Raw genomic sequence first — 24,278 nt, 5'->3', positions numbered from 1 at the left:
GTCTGCGGGTTTCGAATATATATTCTATACCCCAGGTGAGCTCTGTGTCTGCAGGTTGGGCGCCGGTTAGTCTTAGGCTGGTGGCATAAAATAATCAGCCAGGGTAACGGTCTCCAAGCCCCGCTGCTCAATCAGAGCGGCAACGTCATCAAAAACTTCGATAATACCCGGGTAGTTGAGGTGCCCTATCACGATTCCTTGGGCGTTCACGTACTGCTGCGCAAGGTCAAGAATCTGACCGGCCGGTATGTTGGATGAGTCGGCAAAAGATCCATACCACTGCACAGCCCTGCTGTAACCAACTCCTGCCGCGGCGTCCAGAACTCGTTGGTCATAGTAGCCGTAGGGGGCGCGGAAATAGGGCGCCGGTTGCACACCGAAGGCAGCCCTGATCCACTGATCATTGCTCATCAACTCATCATGGACCCCCTGAACGCTCAGAGAGGTAAGAGCTGTGTGCGAGTAAGTGTGATTGGCAATCTGAAGCTGACCGCTTTCTACCAGTGGCCCCAGAACATCCAGATTTTGCTCAAAATGAGCAGCGAACTTTCCGTTAACAAAAAAGGTGAGCCGTATGCCGGTGCGCTGGGCAAATAACCCGTACTGGCGGATGACCTGGGCATCGGCACCATCGTCCACCGTCCAGGCGAGAAAACTGCCGCTACCGGGCAGGGCGGTGGGCACCCCTGCCCAGGGTGAGGGGGTGTTGACCGGATTACGTGAAATAGGCGTAGGGGTCGCGCTGGCTGTAGAGGTCGGGGTCGGTGTTAATGATTCTGGTGAGACCGGACTCTGAGTGGGAGACGCTGCCTGAGAACTTGACGAAGTGGGAGCTTGACTGGAACACCCCACCAGCGTCATACCGCTGGCTACCAGCAGTGCTCTACGTGAAACAGGTGTGGGTGACGACATAACTCTATTTTAGGACGGCCCGCGCATCGCTCTGACTATCTCTTTTAATCTCTGCGAGAGATCGCTAGGCTTACGCTCTATTCTTTGTAGCTCTTGGAATCTACCATGGGAGTATGACTGAAGCTGGAAAACTAATTTTTGACTCTGCCACCGTTTCCGTTCGTTCCCTCTCGGTCTCGAAGATGGAGAACAATGTCTATCTCATTACCGCGAAGAGCGATGGCAGACAGGTGCTAATCGATGCTGCTGACGAGTTTGAGCGCATCAACGACTTCGTGCTGGCTGCAGCCGGTGAGGACGGTGCAGGCCGGCTCCGTGAACAGGGCGAGCCCAACGTTGAAGCGCTCATCACCACCCATTCACACTGGGACCACATACGTGCTCTACCTGCCGCTGTAGCCACCTACTCCCCCGCTACCTACTGCGGCGCAGCCGACGCTTCTGCCATCCATGAGCAAGAAGGCGTAGAGGTCAAAAACCTCTTACAGGGCGGTGAAACCCTCACCTTTGGCGACATCACCCTTGAGGTCATCAGCCTACGTGGCCATACTCCCGGCTCTATCGCCCTGGTCTACCAGGAACCTGGGGACGACGGCGCTCCGGTGCTCCTTTTCACCGGCGACTCTCTTTTCCCTGGCGGGGTCGGTAAAACCGACACCCCTGCTGATTTCAAGCAGCTGCTGAATGATGTGCGCGAAAGAATCTTTAGCGTATTCGACGATAACACCGTAGTGCTCCCCGGCCACGGCAAGCACACCACCCTGGGTGCTGACCGCGGCAACCTTGATGAGTGGGAAGCTAGAGGCTGGTAGCACACAGGCAGAAAGGACGCCGGGAGTAAGCCCCGGCGTCCTTTTCGCTTTAGCTCTGTTTAAGCAGCGGCTTAGAAGAGCCCTACCAGCTGGCCGTCTTCGTCAAAGCCGATGCGCTCAGCAGACGGTGAAGCGCCTAAACCGGGCATGGTGCGCATGGTGCCGCAGATAGCGTACACATAACCAGCGCCAGCTGCCAGGCGCACTTCGCGGACCGGCAACGTCCAGCCGGTCGGTGCACCCTTCAGGGAGGCATCTGATGAAATGGACAGGTGGGTCTTAGCGATAACCACCGGCAGGTGGCCGAAGCCCAGCTCCTCGAACTTAGCCAGCTGCTGAGCGGCAGCGGGGGCAACCTCAATACCATCAGCACCGTAAACACCGGTAGCAACCTTCTCAATCTTGGTTGCCAGTGAGTCAGAGTCCTCATAGGTGTAGACCAGCTCGCTGACATCGTCGCAGGCAGCAACAACAGCTTCAGCCAGCTCAGTTACGCCAGCACCACCCTCGGCCACACCGCGGTGAATCGCCACACGAGCGCCAGCTTCTTCAGCAATCTTGCGGATTGCATCGTGCTCGGAGTCAAAGTCGCTGGGGAAGGCGTTGATAGCAACCACCGGCTGAACACCAAAGCTTCGCACAATTTCGATGTGCTTAACCAGGTTTGCGGCGCCTGCCTCAACGTCAGCGGGTGACTCCTGCAGCATTCCTTCGGGCAGGGGCTTGCCCGGAACGATCTTGTAGAGACCTGAGTGCGACTTCAGCGAACGCACGGTAACCACCAGGATGGCCGCGTTGGGCTTGAGACCTGAGGTGCGGCATTTGACGTTGAAGAAGCGTTCAGCACCCATATCGGCACCGAAGCCGGCTTCGGTAATCACGTAATCGGAGTGTTCCAAACCAACATAGTCAGCGACCACGGACGAGTTGCCGGTTGCGATGTTGCCGAAGGGGCCGGCGTGAATCAGCGCGGGGGTGTGCTCCAGGGTCTGTAGCAGGTTGGGGTTGAAAGCGTCCTGCAGCAGGGCTGCCATGGCGCCATCCGCCTTGAGGTCCTTGGCAGTGACGGGTTCGCCGTCCATGGTGTAGCCGATGACGATGCGGGCTAGGCGCTCGCGCAGGTCGCTGAAGCTTGATGCAAGAGAGACAATCACCATGACTTCGGAGGCAGGGGTGATATCGAAGCCGGTCTCGCGGGGCACTCCGTCAATGCGTTCGCCCAGACCCACGATGATGTTGCGCAGGGAGCGGTCATTCATGTCCATCACGCGGCGCCAGGAGATATTCCGGACGTCAATGTTGAGCTTATTGCCGTGGTGCAGATGGTTATCAATCATGGCTGAAAGTAGGTTGTGCGCGCTGGTGATGGCGTGGAAGTCACCGGTCAGGTGCAGGTTCAGCTTCTCCATGGGGACAATCTGCGAGTAGCCGCCGCCCGATGCTCCACCCTTGACACCGAAGACCGGGCCTAGAGCAGGTTCACGCAGGGTCAGCGTTGCCTTCTTGCCAATATGAGCCATACCTTGAGCAAGGGAAACCGAAGTAGCGGTCTTTCCTTCACCCAGAGGAGTGGGGGTCACAGCGGTAACCACAATGTACTTTGAGCCCTTCTTCAGAGCGTTCTCGGCGGTGGTCGTTTCGTCCAGGAGCACCTTGGCGACATACTTGCCATAAGGTTCTAGGCGCTCTTCGCTGATGCCGGTTGATGCTGCAATCTCAGCAATCGGTTGCATGGTTGCTGCCTGCGCGATTTCGAGGTCTGAGGGGAAGGGCTTGCTCATGGTGTGAACTTCCTTGTTTATAGCTGATACTGCCGCGCCCCATTTTAGTGGCATAGGTCATTTTTTTGCATCTTAAAGTGGGGATAGGAGAGCTTGCCTAGGTCAGAGTCATCCCAAGAAGCCAGACTTCCACATTCGCTGCTAAACGGCTCAAGGAAAGGCGCGCCCTCCCTTCCAACGTGGATAGGGGACGCCGCTGGGGCAAACGCTTAGTAGTTGATGATGATAGCGCCTGGGTTACGGATATCACGAACGATGCCACCGTTAGTTCCGACTCCTACCACAACCTTTTGTACCTGGTCGGAAACATAGTTACCGCCACCACCGCCTGATGCACCAATAGTTGCACTGGCGTACGAGCCTTCAGCAGTTGTTGCAACCGCAACGCCACTACCGCTACCGCCACCACCATAGCCACCACCCCCGGCGCCGGAACGCAAAGCGATGGTATAACCAGACTGGGTTACAAAAGCTGTAACAGAGTCTGCACCGCGAGCATTGAAGCCGCTACCGCCGGGTAGACCGGGAATGTACTTAACATCATTGACAGTAACAACCCCACCGGTATTATCAATCAGGTTGGCGTTGACGCCTCCTGCACCTGCTTGGCCCTGGTTGGCACCTGTCCGCCGCCGGTAGTGACGCTCATGGCGAAGTCTTCCATCCGGAGGCTGGAAGAACCAGCATTTTGGGTAGCGCTACCGGCTCGGAAACGCTGGCTAATTGTCCATCGGCGGGGTGTAATGCCGGGCTGATTCATGTTCCAGCGGCCGTAGAAGCCCCCTCCACCACCGCCACCGGCCACGATGAGCGGTGTTGCGTTAGGGCCAGAACCCAGCAGGACTGCGGAGCCACCGCCACCAGAAGCGGCAAAATTGTTGAGCGAGAATCTGTAGCTTCCCGCAAGATCGTTCTTGACATCGCCACCAGGGCCATAGCCTCCACCACCAACCATGGCGCTGTTAGTTGAACCAGCTCCACCAGCTGCTACGACTAAAGTAAGAACTTGATTTGGCTGAACGGGGATTTCGGCGGTAATCAGCGCACCATGACCGCCTTCCATATTGGCCATGAAGCTGCGACCACCGCCACCACCTAGAACGGTGACACAAATTCTATTGACACCAGCAGGTACAGTCCATTCGGTGGTAATAGAATCCGCTGAAGTATTGGCTGGTGCGGGGGCAATAAAGGTACCTTGAGCGCAGGTGGTAGATGCAGCGTAGCTGGGGATTGTGCTCGTTCCAAGTACAACGGGCACGGACCAGGCAGCTCCACGGGTAATCTGTCGCCGTGTCAGTGATGTATCAACCATAAGTTTTTTCCTCTGATTTTATTAATACCGTACCGTCGCAATAGCTGGCGCAGGAGCGGTTGACTAACCGCTGAGGCAAATGTCTTGGGGAAAGGTGGCAGCTTCTGGGAGGTGCGACAAACTTTCTTCAAGGCAACAAACACCAGCTTCAATATTACAGGTAGGGCAATAATATACAATTTCAGAGAAGAAACTTCAGTTCCTTTTGTAAAGCAATTTTTGCCACTGTTTCAAAACTCTGACCCCTATCCGCAAAATAACCATCAGATTTTAGGCTCTGGTAAAGATTTCAGCAGGGCTTCCCTCTGCCACCAGCTGCCCCTCTTCGAGGAGCACAGCCCGGTCAGCAAGGGAGGCGATGCGGGCATCGTGCGAAATGATAATGACCGCTCTGCCGTCCATGACAGCCCTCAACGATTCACGGGCGTCAGCCAGATCGAGCTGGGTGGTGGATTCGTCCAGGATGACGGCGTGCGGGTTAGCCGCCACGATACGGGCTAACGCCAGCTGCTGCACCTGATCACGGGTGAGTTCGTGAGCGTTACCTCCGACCTCTGTCTCCAAGCCCTTGGGCAGGTCATCGATCCAGTTGGCACCAACAGCATGCAATGCTTGCTCTTGCTGCTGGGTACTAGCTCCCGGTGCTGCTACCTGAATGTTCTCGGAAACCGTGCCCAGGAAGAGGTGGGCCTCCTGGGTGCAGATCAGCAGGGCAGGACGCCCGGCTTGGTCCACCTGGGTGGGGTAGAGCCCGTTGCCAACCGGTTGGCCCTGGACCAGGACGCTCCCCCGGTCAGCGGTGAGTGAGCCAGCGATAAGTCGCGCCAGGGTGGTTTTACCAGAACCGGAGCGCCCTACCAGGGCTACAGTTTCACCGGGAGCCAGTTCCAAACTAATGGAACGAATCACCGGGTTCTGCGCCGAATAACCGTAGGTGACATCGCGCAAGCTGACCGCGCTACCTTCACCGGCGCTGGGAGCTGAGTCTGCCAGCGCCGCAACTGCTGCTGATCGAGTAGAGGCCTCCTCAGCGCGGGATGCACGACTTTGAGCCTGATGCTCAGCTAGGTCAATGACGCCGAAGACGCGGCCCATGGTGACTGACATTTCCCGCAGCTTATCTAACCAAAAGGTGAAGATATCGGCGTTGATGCGCATGTTAAAGAGCAGGATTGAAGCAGTGGCGGCGTCCCCCCAGGTAGCCCAACCGTTTTGTACGCAGACAGCGCCCCAGACAATGGAAAGCACCAGGGGTAGGTAGGAGTTGAAGCCGTCCAGTGCCCAGTAGGTAGAGCGGATCACCACCAGACGGTCAGCGATTCGGTAAACATCCTCGGCCCGGTTTTGTTGGACGCGTTGACGGGCGTTCTGAACGCCCAGCTCCTCAATGGTGGAGGCGCCGCGGATGTTCTCGGTGGCCGCCACGGTGAAGGCACTGACGGCCTCGGTCCGCTTTTTGACCTTCACCCCAATTTTGGGCAGGAAGATGCTGAGCATGACAGTCATGGCAATAACCATGGGCACGGTAACCAGACCGATATAAGGGTTGACCGCAAAAATTGATCCTATGGTTACCAGCATCATCACCACGATGAAACCAAACTCGGGCAGCCCCTGAGCCAGTACCTGCCTCACCGAGTCGATGTCATCGGTCAGACGCGAGAGCAGGTCGCCTGAACCCGCATCCTCTACTGTCTGGGCATCCAGATTGAGCGAGGCGTCCACCAGTTCTATGCCAAGGTCACGGTTGAGGCGCACACCCAGCCGCTGGCCCTGGAAGGTCCAGGCACGGGTCAGCAAAGCACCTACCAGAGTGGCTACGCCGATGAGGGAAAGGAAGCCCCAGGGAAAGCCGGTGAGCTGGCCGGTCGATGCAAGGTCAATCAGCTGACCCACGGTTAGGGGCATCACCAGGGAAATGAGGGAGCTGGCTACGAACAGCACCATGAGCAGTGAAAACTGCCAGGGGGTCTTTTTGACGGAGCGCCAGAGTAGCGCCCAGGTTTTACCTGTGGGGGTTACCGGTAGAAGCTTAGCCACGCCCATCACCTTCCTTCTCGTTAGCGGTCAGCCCCAGGCCGTGCGGGTCTTTAACCTCGGTCAGTTCAACTTTCTGGATGGAGGCGGTGATAGCCTCCTGCACCTCCTGGACGCTAACCGTTGCCGGTTGACGGTGACCGGCGGCGATGCGGCGTTCAGCCTCCATGGTGGTGCTAATGATGTATATCTGCTGAAGCTGGGCCAGCACTCCCCTGCCTGCGGTGGTTTCAAGGCCATCGAGAATGAATTTCTGGCTGGGTTCATCGACCGAGTTCAGCGGCTCAGTGAGGACCAGAATCTCAGCCTGTTGAGCCAGAGCCCTTGCCAGCGCCAAGCGCTGACGCTGGCCACCTGATAGGTTGGTGCCTTCAGAGCTAATCTCTGCGTGCAAGTAAGCCTGAGGTTCTCTGCCGCCTAGGCGGAAGGCGATTTCTTCAGAGTCAGTGATTTTCAGAAGTTCGATCATCAGCTCATCGTCTAGCCCCGCTGTGCCCAATTGCAGGTGATCGCGCAGGGTTCCTGCAAAGATCATAGGATTGGGTTCTGAGAGCAGGACGCGGCGCGGGGTGTTGTTCCTCATTTGGGCTTCACGTTTGCGCAGGGAGGCAGTGAGGGCTTCGGCGTAGTCCTGGGCTGTCAGCTGATGGTCACGAGGGTTGATGTAGTGAACAACGGTGTCAGTCTTAGGAATGTCAATGTACGCGCCCTCGCTTCGAGCATAGACCTCATTCGCGTCATCTTGGGCCGCGCTTTCGACGTCAGCTTCTAGTCGGTTTACGCGTTTAAGAGCCACCCGGGCATTACGCCAGGAAAAAAGCAGCATCTCAACTGACCAGATGGGGCCCGTCAGCGTGTTGACCAAACCAACGATAGTGACCAACTGCCCGGCGGGAATATCAGTCATCCATACACCATCCTGCAGTACACCGCGCAGGGCAAAAGCGATGGCCAGCATGGTCACGGTGCCCACCAGGAAGTTGCGAGCGGCAAAGGACCAGGTTTGCACGCTCTCAAGTTTGAGCTGAGCTGAATAAACTTCCTGCGCTGTGTGCCGGTAGCGGCCCATCATGCGGTTCTGCGCCCCAAGGCCCAGAATGGTGCGAATCGATGAAGCAATATCACTTGCTTTAGAGGTGCTCTTACCCACCGTCTCGCGGAAAGCGTCCGAATGCTTCTCAAGCACCTTTGAAATCCAGGTCAGAATTCCCAGGGTCAGCAGTAGGCCAAACAGCGCGACCCCGGCTACAACAGGGCTAATACGCCAGAGCTGGTAGGTGCCAAAAACAGTGACGCCCAGGGAGGATGACGCTAGAAGCATGGGGTGCCAGAGCATGGACAGGCTCCGAGAATCCTTATTTAAAATTGCGATCAACGCACCGGTGTCACGCTGAGTGGATTGACGCATCAGCTGACCGATATAGAGCTTCCAATCCCGTTCCAATCGGGCCACAACACGGAATGTAATGCCCCAGGCAGCCCGCTCATTGAAGGCAAAGTACAGGATGATAGCAACCATCCACCAAATGAGTTGCCAGGCCCGCTCTGTATCCCCAGCCAAATGCAGGTCAATAATACGGCCCACCAAAACTGGTAGATAAACCAGCATCAATGATGAAATCAGGTCTAAGACAAAGGGTAAAAAGTGGACGGGTCGCCAACGCCACCCCGGTGGGGCCAATCGGAATTTTTGTTGAGGGTCTTGGTCTTCTGCTATCTCTGCCACGGTTGCATCCTAAAATCTCTGGTATCAAGCGTCATTGTACGGTGTTGACGGTGAAGCTCCCATCAGAGATAGGTCCCTGCCGCGCCCAACCCTCATCTCTTCGAAGGATGTACGGGTCAGGGCATGAAAAAACCTACCGGTGAAGAACTTCGCTCACCCGGTAGGTCACAGCACTAACAACTAACTTAACTAGTTCTAACTGGGGAAACCCGCGGGGAAATGTTCATGGTTCCACATTTTGTATTCATGGTTTTCTCCCCCTTTCAAGATTTAGTGTGCGGTTGTGTCTACAGCTACAGTACAGATACATCTCAGGGTTTGACAAGGGTCGCACTGACTTTCTTGAGCGAATATGTCAAGGAAGGCAACGTTAGGGGCTTCCGGCATCGGGTGAGCTTCTAGCCCACTGACCTTTTTCCTCCTCGCACGGGCGCACATCGCATTTTCCTCCAACGAAGCCAGCCTCATCAAACAGTGCCCTAAGCGCAAGGTGACGCACTAGAATGGGAAGCATCATGAAGATTCTTGAATATCTCTCCCCTTCCCTTGCCGATCCCCAGAATAAGTACTTCCGCGGGGATTTTGCATCTAACCCGCTGACCGGCGATGAAGCCTACGAAGCATTTTTGGGCTGGATTGCAGCCCGCGGTATGGAGCTCTACCCTGCCCAGGACGAGGCGGTTCTTGAGCTGGCTAACGGCAACAATGTCATTCTGGCGACCCCTACCGGTTCCGGTAAGTCGACGGTTGCGGTGGCGGCGCACTTTATCGGTCTGGCTGCCGGCCAGCGCTCCTACTACACCGCGCCCATTAAGGCGCTGGTGTCTGAGAAGTTCTTTGATCTTTGCGAAATTTTTGGGGCTGAGAACGTGGGTATGGTGACCGGTGATTCGTCCATCAACGCCAACGCCCCCATTATCTGCTGCACCGCAGAGATCCTTGCCAATATCGTCCTGCGCGAGGGCGAGGGCGCAGACCTCACCCAAGTGATCATGGACGAGTTCCATTTCTACTCTGACCCTCAGCGCGGATGGGCTTGGCAGGCTCCCCTGCTGGATCTGCCCCAGGCACAGTTTTTGCTCATGAGCGCCACCCTGGGCGATACCCTGCGCTTTGAGAGGGAAATGACCGAGCTGACGGGCAGGGAGTCAGTGCTGGTCACCAGTGAGACCCGCCCCATCCCGCTGAACTACGCCTACAGCCGCGAACCGCTGGTCGAGACCGTCAATGAGCTGGTCAGCACCCACCAAGCCCCGGTCTATATTGTTCACTTCTCTCAGGTGCAGGCCATTGACACTGCGGCCTCCCTGATGAGCTTGCCGATTGCGTCCAAGGATGATAAGGAACGCATCAACGAGCTCACCGCTGGTTTCCGCTTCTCGGCGGGTTTCGGCAAGACCTTGCAGAAGTACATCAAGAACGGCATCGGCATTCACCACGCAGGCATGTTGCCCAAGTACCGCCGACTGGTAGAGCAGCTGGCGCAGGCGGGTCTGCTCAAGGTCATTTGTGGTACTGACACCCTGGGCGTGGGTATCAACGTCCCCATTCGCACCGTGCTGATCACTGCCCTCTCTAAGTTTGACGGCCAGCGCACCCGCCGCCTCAAATCCCGTGAATTCCACCAGATCGCAGGACGCGCAGGCCGAGCTGGCTTTGACACCGCCGGTTATGTGGTGGTGCAGGCACCCGAGCACGAGATTGAAAACGACAAGCTCGAAGCTAAGGCACGTGCCAAGTTTGATGGCGACGAGAAGAAAATGGCTCAGTCCCTACGCGGCAAAAAGAAGAAGCCGCCCCAGGGCTTTGTGGCGTGGAGTGAGAAAACCTTTAAGCAGCTGGTTGAAGCTGAACCCGAGCCGCTTACTTCCTCCTTCCAGCTCACCCACTCCATGATGCTCAACATGCTACAGCGGGAGGCTGACCCCTTTAAGACCGTCATGCTCTTCCTCACCGCCAACCACGAGCCCCCGGTCAAGCAGCGAGCGCTTAAGCGCAAGGCGATTGGTATCTACCGTGAGCTACTCAACGGTGGCGTGGTCGAACGCCTGCCGGAGCCTGATGAGTTCGGCCGCACCGTCCGCCTGACCGTCTCCCTGCAGGAGAACTTCGCCCTCAACCAGCCGCTCTCCCCCTTCGCGCTGGCATCCCTGTCCCTGCTGGATAAAGAATCACCGGACTACGCCCTGGACGCTGTCTCTATTATCGAAGCTACCCTTGAACGCCCCCGCCAGGTGCTCATTGGTCAGGAGAAAAAGGCTAAGAGCGAAGCACTCGCCGAGATGAAGGCTGAGGGCATGGACTACAACGAACGCATGGCTGAGCTGGACAAAATCACCTACGCCCAGCCCCTAGCTGACCTGCTGGAGCAGGCCTTTGAGACCTACTCAGCTGGAGCGCCTTTCATGAAGGAGTTCGAGCTAGAACCCAAGAGTGTGGTGCGTGATATGTACGAGCGCGCCATGGGCTTCGGAGACTTCATCAAGTACTACGGCTTAGAGCGTTCAGAAGGCATTCTGCTGCGCTACCTATCGGACGCCTACAAGGCACTGCGCCAGACGGTGCCGCTCTCGGCTCTGACCGACGAGCTGACCGATATTATCGAGTGGCTAGGTGAGGTCATCCGTCAGACCGACTCCTCCCTGGTAGATGAGTGGGAACGCCTGGCAAATGGTGAGGACGCCATGCCGGTGCAGGATTCTCTGGAGGAACTGGTTGCTGAATCAGCTCCCAAGGTGACTGCCAATTCGCGTGCTTTCAAGGTGATGGTGCGCAACGCCCTCTTCCGTCGCGTCGAGCTATTTGCCGACGAACGCGAGAAGATTCTGGGTGAGCTGGACGGCGAGCGCTCTGGCTGGGACGCTGACCGTTGGGCCGATGCCATGGATGACTTCTTCGACGATCACGAGGATATCTACACCGATGCTGATGCGCGCTCACCCAAGCTTTTCGAGCTGGATGACGATGTTTCTGAGCACCCCGGTGTGTGGAAAGTCCGCCAGGTACTGGCTGATTCTGATAATGACCACGACTGGGCGATTACTGCCGAGATTGATCTAGCCGCTTCAGACGAAGAGGGCTCGCCGGTTGTCCGGATTATTGATGTGAGCGCTGCTTAGGTATAGACGCTGAGGCGACCGCTAACTATATCCCCAAAGCAAAGGGAGCTGTACATGATTTTTGAAGAAAGCAAGACGGGAAAAGTTGAATGCCTGAGTTGACATGGATGGGTAAAGACAAGGTTATTACCCATCACCTAGATGTACCCTACCGGGTTCTTGACCATCAGTACTCCTTTGACGAGTCTGGGCAGTATGATGCTGACAATGGTTCTGAGAACATGATTATCCACGGTGATAATCTCGAAGCATTGAAAGCCCTTCTGCCCGAGTACGAGGGGAAAGTAAACTGCATTTACATTGACCCTCCTTATAACACCGGCAATGAGGGCTGGATTTATAACGATAACGTCAATGATCCCCGTATCAAGAAGTGGCTTGGGGATGTTGTAGGTAAAGAAGGCGAGGATCTCTCCCGCCACGACAAGTGGCTGTCCATGATGTACCCGCGCCTGCGACTTTTGCACCGCTTGCTTGCGAAAGATGGCCTGATAGCAATCTCTATCGATGACAATGAATTGACTAATCTGGGTTCAGTTATGAACGAGATATTTGGTGTCGCGAATCGTCTTGCATGTGCACCAGTACGGTCAGAGCCTAGTGGAGGAAAAGATAAGTCCGCTCTCCGAACTGGTCATGAGTATTTGCTCTTCTATACAAAAGGAAGTCAATCTTCCCTTAATAAAGAAGAAAAATCGACTGGGAAGCTAAATCTCAAGGATAAAAGCGGTGCCTATCGAAAAGGCAGGGAACTACGTAAATGGGGCGCCAACTCAGACCGTAATGATCGCCAAACTATGTGGTTTCCTATCACTGCTCCAAACGGTGAAAAAGTTTACCCCATCAAAAATGATGGGTCTGAAGGACGTTGGAGACTAGGTAAATCTAATCCACAAATGACCCTTCTATTAGATGACCCTCAAGTAGCCCACTGGGAAGAGACTCCCTATGATGAAGGCGTCATTGTTGATGGAAAAACTAAACGTTGGGTTCCGTATGAGAAAATACGGGACGCTAAGAAATCATTTGGATGGAATACATGGCTCGATGGTTATGGGACTAATGCAGACGCAACGGCCGTCATCAAAGCCATTTTTGGTACGAAGGACTTTGACACACCAAAACCGCTATCTCTTGTCGAGTGGATTGTGCTTCTTCACAGCAATTCTGATGGTGTTGTATTGGACTCATTTGCTGGTTCCGGAACGACCGCACATGCTGTGCTTAAAACTAATGCTGAAGAAGGATCTAATCGTTCTTTTATTCTGATTGAGCTCGAAGATTACGCAGAATCAATTACTGCAGAGCGAGTTAAAAGAGTGATTCGGGGATACGGGAAAGGCAAGCAAAAAACAGATGGATTAGGAGGAAGTTTTTCTTACTACCAGCTGGGTGAACCTCTACTCATTGACGATAAACTCAACCCCAAAGTACCTTTGGAAAAGCTACGTGAGTACATCTGGTTTATCGAAACCCAGGAAAAATACGATACAGCTAGCCCATCAATTCATCAAGATTACCTAGGCAGGACAATAGCAAGCACAGCATATTTCTTTGCCTTTAACCCCGAACAGCCAACCATGCTTAGCAGGGAGTACCTAGCAACCATCCCCGAGGCTTGCAAAGCAGAATCCTACGTTGTGTATGCAGATACCTGTCTGCTCTCTGACCAAGAACTAGCAGCCTTTAATATCACTTTTAAGAAAATTCCGCGAGACATCACCCGTCTCTAGTTCAGGAGAAATGTTATGGAACTCAAGAAGTATCAAAAACGGGTGATTAGTGACCTCACAGATTACCTGTCCCATCTCAACGACCAGCAGACTCTTTCCACAGCTTTTGCCGCCTACTGGGAATCCCGGCAAATCCATGTGGGGCGAGATGGCATTTCAGCATATCAGAACACCATCGTCGGTGTCCCCAATGTTTGCTATAAAGTGCCAACCGGAGGCGGCAAGACCTTTCTTGCCTGCGCCTCGGTTAAACCAATTTTTGATGCCTTAGCTCGACCACGAAACAAGGCAGTTGTCTGGCTTGTACCGTCCGATTCCATCCTGACCCAAACTCTGGCTGCTCTTAAGAACCCTTCCCACCCCTATCGACAAAAGCTCAATGCCGACTTCACAGGCAGAGTCGAGGTCTATTCAAAAGACGAGCTATTGGCAGGCCAGAACTTCAGCCCCACCGCTGTCGCAGAGCAGCTCTCTGTCATGGTGCTCTCCTATGATTCCTTCCGAGCACGCAACAAAGACGGACGCAAGGCTTATCAGGCGAATGGCAACCTAGCTCAATTCGCCACCGCCTACGGTGCACCTGAGCAACCCATCGAGAACGCTGACGAAACAGCGCTATTCCAGGTTATTAACCAGCTCAACCCCGTCGTTATCGTGGACGAATCGCACCACGCCACCAGTTCCCTCAGCCAAGAAATGCTGGTGAACTTCAACCCTGCGTTTATTCTCGACCTGACGGCTACGCCAAAGAAGCAAGCAAATGTTATCTCTTACGTAGATGCACTAGCACTTAAAAACGAAAACATGGTCAAGCTGCCGGTTATCGCCTATAACCGCAAACAACAAAGTGACGTCATAACTGATGCTATCGATCTACGGAACTCACTCGAAGTAGCGGCAACGGCGCAGTTCAAAAACGGGGGTAAATACATCCGCCCCATAGTGCTTTTCCAGGCTCAGCCAAAAACAAGTGAAGACACCACATCCTTCGAAAAGCTCAGGGACAAACTTGTAGCCAGTGGCATCCCTGAAAACCAGATTGCTATTAAAACAGCAAGCAAAAATGAGCTCAAGGATGTTGATTTACTGAGCCAAGAGTGCGAAATCCGTTTTATCATCACCGTCAACGCCCTTAAAGAAGGCTGGGACTGCCCCTTCGCTTACGTTCTTGCATCGTTAGCTAACAAGACCAGCCAGGTCGACGTCGAACAGATCCTTGGACGAGTGCTGCGCCAGCCCAACGCAACCAGGCAGAACAACCAACTCCTTAACATGAGTTATGTTTTGACGTCCTCCAATGATTTCAACTCAACCTTGAACCAAATTATCGCCGGTCTCAATAGCGCGGGGTTCAGCAAACGAGACTTCCGAGCATCAGACCAGACCACCATAGACCTCACAGAACAGCCAGCACAAACAGCTGTTCATGGAGAGTTATCTGTACTTCCCTCTACTGATGTCAAGGACAGTAGTGAAGAGTTCCTGAACTTCGACGCATCAACTGTTGCTGAAAACCTCAATCAGCGTGAAACCGTTGCTTCCGTCAATGGGGTACCCACTTCTTCGGGATTAGCCACCATGCTCAAAGAAGCTACTTCTCACGGTGAATCCTATGAACAACAGGCTCAAGAAGTAGCTAGCATGGGAGATATTTTTGTACCAGCAGATTTGGAGGATGCTGTGAATACCTACGCAATGAACCCAGATTTCGTTGACGAGATGGCTGAGTTCAGGCTCCCCCAGTTCGTGATCCAAACACCCTCATCGGGTCTCTTCTCCATCAGTGACAGCGGTAGAGACCTGCTAAGCCATGCCGCATTAGCTGAAGGGTTCAAACTACTGAACCAAAATACTCAGCTGGACCTCTCTGGGGCAGACGAACAGATGTACAAGATTGACGTCAATAGCAACTCTGACATTCCTAAAGCTTTCAGAATGAGCAAACTCGATCAGCGGTTCATGCGCGAGCATTTTTCTAAGTTAAGCGAAGATAGCCAGAAACGCAATGCTGCAAAGGCAATCTATGACCGCCTCAAACCCATTAATGCTATTCACGATTCTGACCTCCGCAAATACATTGAACGGATTGTTGACGGTTTCGACTCTGATGAAATGCTGATTTTCCAGGAGCACCCGAACGCTGTTGCTGAGAAAATCAAACAGAAGATTTTGGGTCTCTTAGAGGAACATAAGTTCAAGAAATTTGAGGAAGACATTGAGACCAGACGCATTGATGTGCAGCTAACTTTTGAGTTTCCCCAAGTAATTCAGCCTATCCAGGCATGTTCACTGCTTGGTGGCTCCTTGTATGAAGCCGAAGACAGCATGAACTCCTTGGAGATGGAGTTGGCAGGGCGTCTAACCAGTATGGGTAACATCAGCTGGTGGCACCGCAATATCGAGCGCAAGGGTTTCTGCATCAATGGACCTTTCAATCACTATCCAGACTTCGTTCTTAAGACTGCTAACGGGAATATCGTAGTTTTGGAGCCGAAGGGTGAACAGCTGAAGAATGATGATTCCAGGCGCAAACTCAAACTAGGCCGCAAGTGGGCAGACCTGGCGGGTAGCAAGTACCGCTACTACATGGTGTTTGAGGACGGGGTACCCCCGCTAGAAGGTGCAGTAAACGTATCGACGTTGCTGAACATCATCCCGCAGCTCTAAATCTTCGGTAGCCAACAGTGGATTTAAGTAACTTAATACAGGATTCTGAATAATTTCAGTTTTATCTAAGGAGAAAAATACTATGGCGGTTTTCTATAGTTTTCACTATGTCCCCGATCATTGGAGAGTTCAACAAGTGCGCAATATAGGCGCAATACAAAATGATGGAGCTATTGCGTCTCAAGAATGGGAAAAAGTTAGGTACTTATCCACAAATTCCATTAAAAATTGGATCGATACGCAGATGAGCTATAAACGTGCAGTTGTAGTTCTTATCGGTCAAGAGACAGCATCACGCGACTGGGTTCAGTATGAGATAAAACGCGCTTGGAACCTTAAGAAACCACTATTAGGAATTCGCATTCATGGCCTTAAAGATCAACGTGGTCTTACTACTTATCCTGGCGAAGATCCATTCCAGAAAATCGGGCTAAGAGGGATTCCTGTTTTCACCCCAATAGGAACTGATTCCCAAACAAAATATAGAAATATCCAGGAAAATTTAAACTTATGGATCAACCAGGGATATCGCCGCCCATGAAGGATATATTTACGTGCGCTTTTTGCAAAATTGTGCGAGGAGAAGATTTCAAAGTTAGAGAAATAGCTAGAAATAGCAAAGTTATAGCGTTCTTCCCTACCAACCCCGCACTTTTAGGGCATTGCATGGTCATTCCTCGTCGCCACGTCGAAAGTTTCTCTGACTTGACCGACGAAGAGGTGAAGGACGTGATGCTTGCCGCGCAGTCATTATCTAAAGGTGTTCAACAGGCTTTCGAACCCGATGGATTAAATATCATCCAGTCAAATGGAGAAGCTGCCAGTCAAAGCGTTCCCCATGTGCATGTTCATGTTCTACCTCGTTGGGAAAATGACCGTGTAGGAGAAATCTGGCCACCCGATTCTGATTATCAGGAAAGCGAGAAGGACCAAGCTCTAGCTCAGTTAAAATCCAACATTGTCCTTCCAAAGATCTCGGTATCATCAGAAGATAAAAGACAGCATCTTGCATTTGCTCAGGACATCATTTCGAGAATGTCACAATCATCATCAAACGTAAAAAGTTGGCTGTTGCCAGTAGTTACTGCGACTTATGGTTACGCATTTACACAGGAATCAATAGCTGTCGCACTACTTGGGATGATTGTGACACTGGTATTCGCATTTTTAGATATTGGTTACTTACGAACTGAACGAATGTATCGGAATCTTTATGAACGAATAGCAGCAGAAGATACAAGTATTCCGCCATATTCTCTCAACTACAAGCAAACTCAGGAAACACGAAAAACTATTTTCTTAGAACATTTTGCAATAATACGGACTTGGTCAATCGGTCCTTTTTACACATTTCTTATCTTAACTGGTCTAGCGGCTATGTCTATGCCTGTTCTCAGCAATAGTGAATTTTGGAGTCAAGTCATCGAAATAATTAAGATTATTCAAAATGATTAAGCAGATAGGGATAGGATGATGCGTAGATGGATAATCAGGCGAGAAGGTCCAGAGACAGGAACCATCTCTTTTAGTAGCGCTGGCAGGCACCGCCGAGTTCTCCTTCCCGACTTGGTGAAGTATGAGGAGAACCTCCGCACAGAACGTAAAGCCTTCCTGAAGTAACAAACACACGAAGCGGCAACAGATGGTAGCTACTTCTATGCGCCTGCTGGCTTCGAGATCACCCGCGCCACCTCCAAGGATTGCTACTAGCACACTTTTCGGGCAAAGAAGCTAACCCCGGCCCCACCTTTCAGTGGGGCCAGAGCTTGAGGTTCTAGAGCAGGCCGCGGCGCTTCAGCAACGGCTGGATATCAGCCTCTCTACCGGTTAGCTCCTTGAACCCTTCGGGGATGGGCTTAGACCCGCCGATAGCCAGGATGTTACGGCGGTAGGCATCACCGTTCTCCCGGGTCAGCCCGCCGTTGGCTTCGTACCAGGCAACCGTGTCCGCATCAAAAACCTCAGCCCACAGATAGGAGTAATAACCAGCTGCATAACCACCCGAGAAGGTGTGGTTGAGGTAGCTGGTACGGTAGCGGGATTCGACCAGCGGGTGCCAGAGCCCGGCGTCCTGCAGTGCCTGCTGTTCAAAGGCCAGCGGGTCAGCCACGGGTTCACCGGCAGAGCTCGCCGGGAGGGTGTGCCATGCCCAGTCCAGCACTGCAGCGCGCAGGTATTCTACGGTTCCCTGCCCCTCGCCCCACTGCTCAGCCTTCTTGACGCTGTCAATAAGCTCCGCGGGCACGGGCTCGCCGGTCTGGTAGTGCAGGGCATAGTTAGGCAGAATCTCCGGGTGAAGAATCCACATTTCGTTGACCTGGCTGGGGTATTCCACGATGTCCCGCTCCACGTTGGTGCCGGAAATCGAACGGTAGGTGGTATCTGAGAGAAGACCGTGCAGAGCGTGCCCAAACTCGTGGAAAAGGGTCCTGAGCTCGTCAAAGTTAACGAAAGCTGGCTGTCCAGGTGCCGGGGCTGAAATGTTGAGGTTGTTGACTACCACCGGCTTGGTGCCCTCAGCATGAGACTGGTCGACCAGGTTGTTCATCCAGGCACCGCCACGCTTGGTCTCACGGGTAAAGAAGTCGCCCAGGAAGAGACCGATGCCCGTACCGTCCGCATCAAAGACTTCCCAGATACGCACCTGGGGGTGGTAGCCGGTCAGGTCGGTGCGCTCGGTAAAGCTCAGGCCGTACACTCGCTGGGCGGCATAGAAGACGCCGTCTTCCAGTACACGATCTAGCACGAAGTAGGGCTGCAGGGCAGCTAGGTCGACGGCATATTCTGCGGCTTCAACCCGATCGCTGTAGAACATCCAGTCCCAGGGTTCAATCTTGTCGATACCGTCGGCAGTTGCGGCAGCAGCAATTTTCTCCGCCTCCCTGTCAGCGTTCTTCATGGCAGGGGCGCTGGTCTGAGTAAACAGACGCTCCACGGCATCGGGGGTCTGGACAGTACGGTCTGCCACCGCGAGCGCAGCAAAGGTATCAAACCCCAGCAGAGCGGCTTTCTGAGCACGCAGGTCAGCAATTTTTGCCGCCAGGCTCCAGGTGTTATCACCACGCTCGGTACTGGCTTTGTAGATGCGCTCACGCAAACTACCGTTCTCTAACTGAGACAGAATAGTTTGCTGGGTAGGTAGACCAAAGGTAATTAACCAACCGTTTTCATGCCCGGCGTCTTTGGCTGCTGCCCGTGCGGAGGCTCGCCCGGCCTGGCCGAGCCCAGCTAGATCCTTCTCGTCGGTCACCAGCACTGCAGCGGCGTTGAGATCCTTGGTGACCTGCTGGCCGAACTCTGTTTCGGCACGGGCGATGGTGAGGTTCAGTTCAGCCAGGGTAGCCCGGTCTTCTTCAGATAGAGCAGCGCCTGCCAGCACAAATTCCTGGTGGTACTTCTCGGTGAGGCGAAGCTGCTCCCCTACCAGCCCCAGTTCGTGGCGGCGAGCGTAGACGGCGTCCAGCTTGGCAAATACAGCGGGGTTAAGATGCAACTCGTTAGCTAGCTCGGTCAAAAGCTCGGTAACGGTGCCTTCTAGTGCCAACAGTTCATCGGTACCATCCGCTGAAGTGATGTTATAAAAGATGGTCACCGCGCGGTGGAGGGTGTCAGAAGGACCTTCCAGAACGGCTACTACGCTATCGAAAGTCGGCTCATCTGTGCTCTGGGCAATGCCGGTGTAAGCCGCCCGAGCTTCAGACAGCCCGGCTTTAATGGCAGGGAGGTAGTGCTCCGTGCGAATGCTTGCAAAGTCAGGGAGTTGGTAAGGCAGGGTGGAAGCTGCCAGCAGGGGGTTCTGTTCAGTCATACCCACCAGGTTACTGCACAGTCCATCCCGGCAACCCTCATCTGTCACTAAAAACTTGAGTCTACACCTGCTTCCATGGTGAGCTGGAGACAGTGGTTGGCTTTTTCCATGGAGTTAACTTCAACAGTATCGGGGGGGAGAGATCATCTGATTGATGCTCAGTGCTTCCTCAGCGCTCCCATCATTACGCAGCCCAAGTCGATCAGCCCAGAAACTCCGGGGGGGGTACCCCACCGAATTGACTGGTCACCGTCAGGATTTTGGCTAGAGTAGAAACGAAATATCTCATAACCGCCCCCATGCAAAGGAGCATCATGGCAGACCCCACCCATCCAACTTTTCCCGCAGCAAGTCACAGGGTGGGAGCTAGCCACAGCATCGGTAACCTCAAACTCATTGACCACTGGTTCACTGTGCCCGCCACCCACGGTCTCGTCTATGGCAAGGGGGCGGACGCCGCGGCGTCCTCACGTTTTGCACCTCACAGCATCACTGTTTTCGCCCGCGAAGTCATCGACACTTCCTCAGCCCTAACCACTGAGGCGGAGAGCCGCCCCTACATGATCTACCTACAGGGCGGCCCCGGTGGTAAAAGCCCGGGGCCAGTCTCAGATGGAGGCTGGGTTGCAGAGCTTGCTAAAACCCACCGGCTAGTCCTGTTAGATCAGCGCGGCACTGGTAACTCCACTCCCCTCACTGCACGCACTCTTGCGACGCTAGGCAGTCCAGAGATACAGGCTGAATATTGCGAACTCTTCAGGGCAGACTCCATCATCGCAGACGCTGAAGTGGTTAGAAGTTTCCTCCTGGCTGACCGCAGCGACCAGCGGTGGAGCACCATGGGCCAGAGCTATGGCGGTTTTCTCACCCTCAGTTATCTCTCCTTCGCTCCCGAAAGCATCAAAGATTCCCGGATGACAGCGGGGCTGGCACCTATTCGGGCCCACGTTGATGAGGTCTACCGCCATACCTATGACCGGGTGGCAGAACGCAACCGTGAGTACTACGGTTGGTACCCTGAGGACGAGGAGCTGGCGGTTCGCATCGCTGACCACCTTGCACATCAAGAAGAGTTTCTGCCCACCGGCGAGCGCCTCACCCCGCATCGCTTCCAGATGCTGGGGAATCTAATGGGTGGCAACGGGCGGGTACACGGGCTGCACTATATTCTTGAGTCAGCTTTTGCGGAGTCCGTGCAGTGGCTATCAGACCAGTTCCTGGCTTATGTCAGCACCCTGGTCAGTTTTCAGGGTAACCCTCTATACGCCCTTATGCACGAGACTATTTACGCTGATGGTACCGACTCCCCCTCGGCTTCGCCCACGCGCTGGTCGGCAGCCCGCATGCACGGTGAAAGAGAAGATTTCGCCCCGGATGCCCCCACGCTACTTTTTACCGGCGAGCATATTTTCCCCTGGTATTACCAGGAAGACCCTGCTCTGCGTCCCCTGGCGGAGGTAGCAGAAATACTGGCGCAGAAGGATGACTGGGGCCGTCTCTATGATCACCAACAGTTAGCTGATAACCAGGTACCGCTGGTGGCTGCAGCTTATGTTCCCGATATTTATGTGGATTACAAACACTCCATGGCAACCGCTGATTGGGTGGGCAATACTCGGGTTTGGACGTCTCAAACCCACCACCACGATGGCCTAGGTCAAGACGGCACTCTGATTTTGGGGCACCTCAAAAATCTCCTGGCCGATATGTGCTAACCGTCCCAGAGACGCCCAGTACTTGGTGCAGTAAAATTGTGGGTGGTCCGGTGGAACTATTTCATGTAGGGCAAGAATTGCCCATAGCCCACCATCCAGCACGTGCTGGAAAAAATATTTTGGGGGTTCTTTGCCGACACGCGCACAGTTTCTGGGTGGGGGCGCGCTAGCTCTCCTTGCATCTTCGATGAACGCTTCACCCGCGTCAGCTAATAGCGGTTCACGGCTACTCATCGCCACCGACGAAGGCGTGGCAAACGATGGCTCTACGCCGGTCAATGCAAGAATCAACCAGCTCTCCAAGACCCTGGCTGAGAACGGTGGCGGTGCTATCGTCTTCCCTCCTGGGTTCTACGCAGTGGACGATGAGGGCATCGAAATGCGCAACCAGGTCAGTTTTCTTGGATTGGGTGAGGCTACCCAGTTTATGCCGGTGGGCACCTGGAGTGAGCTTGCCGGTGTCTTTCGCATCGGAACAGATAAGAAGAACAATACCGATCCGGTCTATCGCTCAGGGCTACACGACCTCAGCATTAAACCGGGCAAGGACGCCTTCAAGCACACCGATTCCGTAGAAAACGTGGTCGGTATTCTCTATAACACTCACAACGGGCCAAAGCCGCCCGAGCCTGATGCTGCCCACCGCGTTTCAGGTATCACGCTCTGGGACCTGGATATGGGCATCAAATTTAAGGGAGTTGATGACCAGGGCATGACCGTGGAGCGTATCCGCGGTAGAAGGTTCTTGCGGTCTGCCCTGGTGGTGGGCGAATCCTTTGCGGCAGGGGCTGCGGACAACATGTTCTCCATGATTGACCTTTCCTCAGCCAATCTTGCTAAGGTGGACGCCGCCACGCTAGAAGTATATGCCACCAACACCAGCTGGTCTCAGGTCAAAACCTGGTACTCCAAACGGTCTGTCGCTCTGCAGGGTGATGAAAAATCTGGCGCCGGCTTCTACATCAAAGCCACCAGGAACACCTTCAGCCAGTGCGAAGCTCAGGACAACGGCGGGCACGGCTTTCTCATCAAGTACGGCAACAACTCCTTGGTCAGCTGCATAGCAGACTCTAACGGGCATAAGGATAACCTCAGCGGGAAAGCCACGCTGGGCGAAGCCCACGGCTTTCATATCTCTAAAGATGCCCCTGGCACCCAACTCATCGGATGCCAATCCTTCAACCGAGATTCAGTGAACCCCGGTCAGGGAGTAGGTTTCTGGGTAGAGGACGGCAACCAGGAGGTCATTGTGACGGGTAATGCCTTCGGCAACACGAACCAGAACAGTATGACATCAGACGTTGAGAACGAAAAGCAGCAGGTGATTGACGGTGGAACGCAATAGGGCTCTGACTCGTCCCTAAATACCAAGCTAGACATCAAGAAAATCCCCTCATGACTAAACAGTCATGAGGGGATTTTTGTCGGGTTTTAGCTCATATAAGCTTCGTGCTCACCGCGAGCGCGAGCTACCAGGTCTTGGTACTCGGTCTCAGATTCGATGAGTTCATCACGGTACTTTTGGGGTATCTGGCGTGACTGAGCTGTCGCTTCATCGAGCTGACGCTGAATCTTAGCGCGCTCCTCAGTGGAAGCGTCCGCGGGCAGATCCAGATACTTCTGTGACAGGGTCTGGACGCGGTGGATGGTGCCCAGCGCCTTGCCCTTGGGGCTGTAGAGGGAAGCCAGAACGGTGATGACCAGAACGCCAACAATCACAATGAGTGAGTGGTGGATTTCAATCTCAAAGACGTGAACTGGCTGGCCGTTGTTGATGAAGCCCAGAGTGTTCTCGTGCAGAGCGTGCAGGAGCAGCTTGACGCCGATGAAAGCCAGGATGATGGACAGGCCCCAGGACAGGTAGATGAGGCGGTCCAGCAGACCGTCAATCAGGAAGTAGAGCTGACGCAGACCCATCAGAGAGAAAGCGGTTGCTGTGAAGACAATGTAGGCTTCCTGAGTCAAACCGAAGATCGCGGGAATGGAATCCAACGCGAAGAGGATATCGGTACCACCGATGGCGACCATGACCAGCAGCATGGGGGTCATGACCTTCTTACCGTTTTCAACGGTAAAGAGCTTATCGCCATCGTAGTAGTCCACGGTGTGGAAGAGTTTCTTCGCTAGACGGACCACAAAGTTGTTGGCCTCGTCCTCTTCCTTATCCGTAATCTCACCCTTGATTAGGTTGCCTGCGGTGTAAATCAGGATTAGACCGAAGAGGTAGAAGACCCAGCTCCAGCGCTCAATGGCGGCTGCGCCCAGCAGAATAAAGACGGTGCGGGCAATCAACGCAAATATAATACCGAACAGAAGAACCTTCTGCTGATCTGCTCGCGGTACCTTGAAGGAGGCCATAATGATCAGGAAGACGAAGAGGTTATCGACGCTCAAAGCCTTCTCGGTGATGTAGCCGCCATAGTATTCGGCAGCGAAGGTGGGGCCGTCCCACCAGAGAATCACCAGACCGAAGATCAGGGCGATACCAACGTAGAGGGCAGACCAAATAGCTGCCTCTTTGATGGTCGGTTCATGCGCCTTGCGCACATGGAAGAAAAAGTCATAGGCCAAAAGCCCGAGGATGAACGCAATCGTTACACCCCACTGCAAACCAGTAATATGCATGGGAGCCTTTCTTGTGGTTGGGTTTGCC

The 24,278-nt window shown here is 54.0% G+C and carries 17 protein-coding genes; 8 read left to right on the top strand and 9 right to left on the bottom strand.

Annotation, left to right across the window (positions count from 1 at the left end; translation table 11 throughout):
• Positions 1-72: 72 nt before the first annotated feature.
• Both L6990_RS03465 and L6990_RS11895 read right to left on the bottom strand, forming a co-directional pair.
• Positions 73-684 carry a polysaccharide deacetylase family protein gene (locus L6990_RS03465; protein ID WP_237202669.1) on the bottom strand — a complete coding sequence of 204 codons (612 nt, stop codon included), beginning with the start codon at positions 682-684 and terminating at the stop codon, positions 73-75.
• 31 nt (positions 685-715) lie between these two features.
• Positions 716-847, bottom strand: coding sequence for a hypothetical protein (locus L6990_RS11895; RefSeq protein ID WP_272879260.1), 132 nt, complete (start codon positions 845-847; stop codon positions 716-718).
• 178 nt (positions 848-1,025) lie between these two features.
• Between L6990_RS11895 and L6990_RS03460 the strand changes: the two genes are divergently transcribed.
• A complete protein-coding gene (locus tag L6990_RS03460) occupies positions 1,026-1,724 on the top strand; it encodes an MBL fold metallo-hydrolase (protein WP_237202668.1) in 699 nt (232 codons plus the stop codon).
• Positions 1,725-1,795: 71 nt separating this feature from the next.
• On the opposite strand, the gene L6990_RS03455 is transcribed toward L6990_RS03460, so the two are convergent.
• From L6990_RS03455 to L6990_RS03435, 5 genes are all read right to left on the bottom strand, one after another.
• Positions 1,796-3,505 (bottom strand): formate--tetrahydrofolate ligase, encoded by a 1,710-nt coding sequence (locus L6990_RS03455; RefSeq protein ID WP_237202667.1) that lies wholly within the window; start codon positions 3,503-3,505, stop codon positions 1,796-1,798.
• 209 nt (positions 3,506-3,714) lie between these two features.
• Entirely contained in the window at positions 3,715-3,945 is a 231-nt protein-coding gene (locus tag L6990_RS03450) for a hypothetical protein (protein ID WP_237202666.1), read from the bottom strand.
• 134 nt (positions 3,946-4,079) lie between these two features.
• Positions 4,080-4,820 (bottom strand): glycine-rich protein, encoded by a 741-nt coding sequence (locus tag L6990_RS03445; protein WP_237202665.1) that lies wholly within the window; start codon positions 4,818-4,820, stop codon positions 4,080-4,082.
• Between the two features lie 270 nt (positions 4,821-5,090).
• Positions 5,091-6,860, bottom strand: a complete 1,770-nt coding sequence (locus tag L6990_RS03440; RefSeq protein ID WP_237202664.1) for an ABC transporter ATP-binding protein — start codon at positions 6,858-6,860, stop codon at positions 5,091-5,093.
• The gene (locus L6990_RS03435; protein ID WP_237202663.1) at positions 6,853-8,583 is read right to left on the bottom strand and encodes an ABC transporter transmembrane domain-containing protein; all 1,731 of its coding nucleotides are present in this window, start codon (positions 8,581-8,583) and stop codon (positions 6,853-6,855) included. The genes L6990_RS03440 and L6990_RS03435 overlap by 8 nt, the downstream gene beginning before the upstream one ends.
• Before the next feature lie 515 nt (positions 8,584-9,098).
• On the opposite strand from L6990_RS03435, the gene L6990_RS03430 reads away from it, so the two are divergent.
• From L6990_RS03430 to L6990_RS03410, 5 genes are all read left to right on the top strand, one after another.
• Positions 9,099-11,702: a DEAD/DEAH box helicase gene (locus tag L6990_RS03430; RefSeq protein WP_237202662.1), complete on the top strand. Its 2,604-nt coding sequence runs from the start codon at positions 9,099-9,101 to the stop codon at positions 11,700-11,702.
• An 89-nt stretch (positions 11,703-11,791) separates the two neighbouring features.
• Positions 11,792-13,435 (top strand): site-specific DNA-methyltransferase, encoded by a 1,644-nt coding sequence (locus tag L6990_RS03425; RefSeq protein WP_237202661.1) that lies wholly within the window; start codon positions 11,792-11,794, stop codon positions 13,433-13,435.
• A gap of 15 nt (positions 13,436-13,450) precedes the next feature.
• Positions 13,451-16,102, top strand: a complete 2,652-nt coding sequence (locus L6990_RS03420) for a DEAD/DEAH box helicase (protein WP_237202660.1) — start codon at positions 13,451-13,453, stop codon at positions 16,100-16,102.
• Positions 16,103-16,184: 82 nt separating this feature from the next.
• The gene (locus L6990_RS03415; RefSeq protein WP_237202659.1) at positions 16,185-16,643 is read left to right on the top strand and encodes a TIR domain-containing protein; all 459 of its coding nucleotides are present in this window, start codon (positions 16,185-16,187) and stop codon (positions 16,641-16,643) included.
• On the top strand, positions 16,640-17,557 hold the full coding sequence (locus L6990_RS03410; protein WP_237202658.1) for an HIT family protein: 918 nt from the start codon (positions 16,640-16,642) through the stop codon (positions 17,555-17,557). Before L6990_RS03415 ends, L6990_RS03410 begins: the two co-directional genes overlap by 4 nt.
• 319 nt (positions 17,558-17,876) lie before the next feature.
• Here the strand turns inward: L6990_RS03410 and L6990_RS03405 are convergent, their stop codons facing one another.
• Entirely contained in the window at positions 17,877-19,910 is a 2,034-nt protein-coding gene (locus L6990_RS03405) for a M3 family metallopeptidase (RefSeq protein WP_237202657.1), read from the bottom strand.
• Between the two features lie 314 nt (positions 19,911-20,224).
• Here L6990_RS03405 and L6990_RS03400 point away from each other — a divergent pair, with 314 nt between their 5' ends.
• Both L6990_RS03400 and L6990_RS03395 read left to right on the top strand, forming a co-directional pair.
• Positions 20,225-21,625: an alpha/beta fold hydrolase gene (locus L6990_RS03400; protein WP_237202656.1), complete on the top strand. Its 1,401-nt coding sequence runs from the start codon at positions 20,225-20,227 to the stop codon at positions 21,623-21,625.
• A gap of 187 nt (positions 21,626-21,812) precedes the next feature.
• The gene (locus tag L6990_RS03395) at positions 21,813-22,970 is read left to right on the top strand and encodes a hypothetical protein (protein ID WP_237202655.1); all 1,158 of its coding nucleotides are present in this window, start codon (positions 21,813-21,815) and stop codon (positions 22,968-22,970) included.
• Positions 22,971-23,056: 86 nt separating this feature from the next.
• Here the strand turns inward: L6990_RS03395 and L6990_RS03390 are convergent, their stop codons facing one another.
• A complete protein-coding gene (locus L6990_RS03390) occupies positions 23,057-24,250 on the bottom strand; it encodes a TerC family protein (RefSeq protein ID WP_237202654.1) in 1,194 nt (397 codons plus the stop codon).
• Positions 24,251-24,278 lie beyond the last annotated feature (28 nt).

It is taken from the genome of Rothia endophytica (genome assembly GCF_928381505.1).
Classification (GTDB): Bacteria; Actinomycetota; Actinomycetes; order Actinomycetales; family Micrococcaceae; genus Rothia; species Rothia endophytica_A.
Note: the sequence above shows the minus strand (reverse complement) of the source record. Positions and strands in the feature narration are given on the sequence as shown.

Coding starts and splice junctions, on each gene's coding strand:
- L6990_RS03445 (WP_237202665.1), bottom strand. CDS start 4,820: ATGGTTGATACATCACTGACACGGCGACAGATTACCCGTGGAGCTGCC.
- L6990_RS03400 (WP_237202656.1), top strand. CDS start 20,225: ATGGCAGACCCCACCCATCCAACTTTTCCCGCAGCAAGTCACAGGGTG.
- L6990_RS03420 (WP_237202660.1), top strand. CDS start 13,451: ATGGAACTCAAGAAGTATCAAAAACGGGTGATTAGTGACCTCACAGAT.
- L6990_RS03460 (WP_237202668.1), top strand. CDS start 1,026: ATGACTGAAGCTGGAAAACTAATTTTTGACTCTGCCACCGTTTCCGTT.
- L6990_RS03415 (WP_237202659.1), top strand. CDS start 16,185: ATGGCGGTTTTCTATAGTTTTCACTATGTCCCCGATCATTGGAGAGTT.
- L6990_RS03410 (WP_237202658.1), top strand. CDS start 16,640: ATGAAGGATATATTTACGTGCGCTTTTTGCAAAATTGTGCGAGGAGAA.
- L6990_RS03405 (WP_237202657.1), bottom strand. CDS start 19,910: ATGACTGAACAGAACCCCCTGCTGGCAGCTTCCACCCTGCCTTACCAA.
- L6990_RS03455 (WP_237202667.1), bottom strand. CDS start 3,505: ATGAGCAAGCCCTTCCCCTCAGACCTCGAAATCGCGCAGGCAGCAACC.
- L6990_RS03390 (WP_237202654.1), bottom strand. CDS start 24,250: ATGCATATTACTGGTTTGCAGTGGGGTGTAACGATTGCGTTCATCCTC.
- L6990_RS03395 (WP_237202655.1), top strand. CDS start 21,813: ATGAACGCTTCACCCGCGTCAGCTAATAGCGGTTCACGGCTACTCATC.
- L6990_RS03430 (WP_237202662.1), top strand. CDS start 9,099: ATGAAGATTCTTGAATATCTCTCCCCTTCCCTTGCCGATCCCCAGAAT.
- L6990_RS03425 (WP_237202661.1), top strand. CDS start 11,792: ATGCCTGAGTTGACATGGATGGGTAAAGACAAGGTTATTACCCATCAC.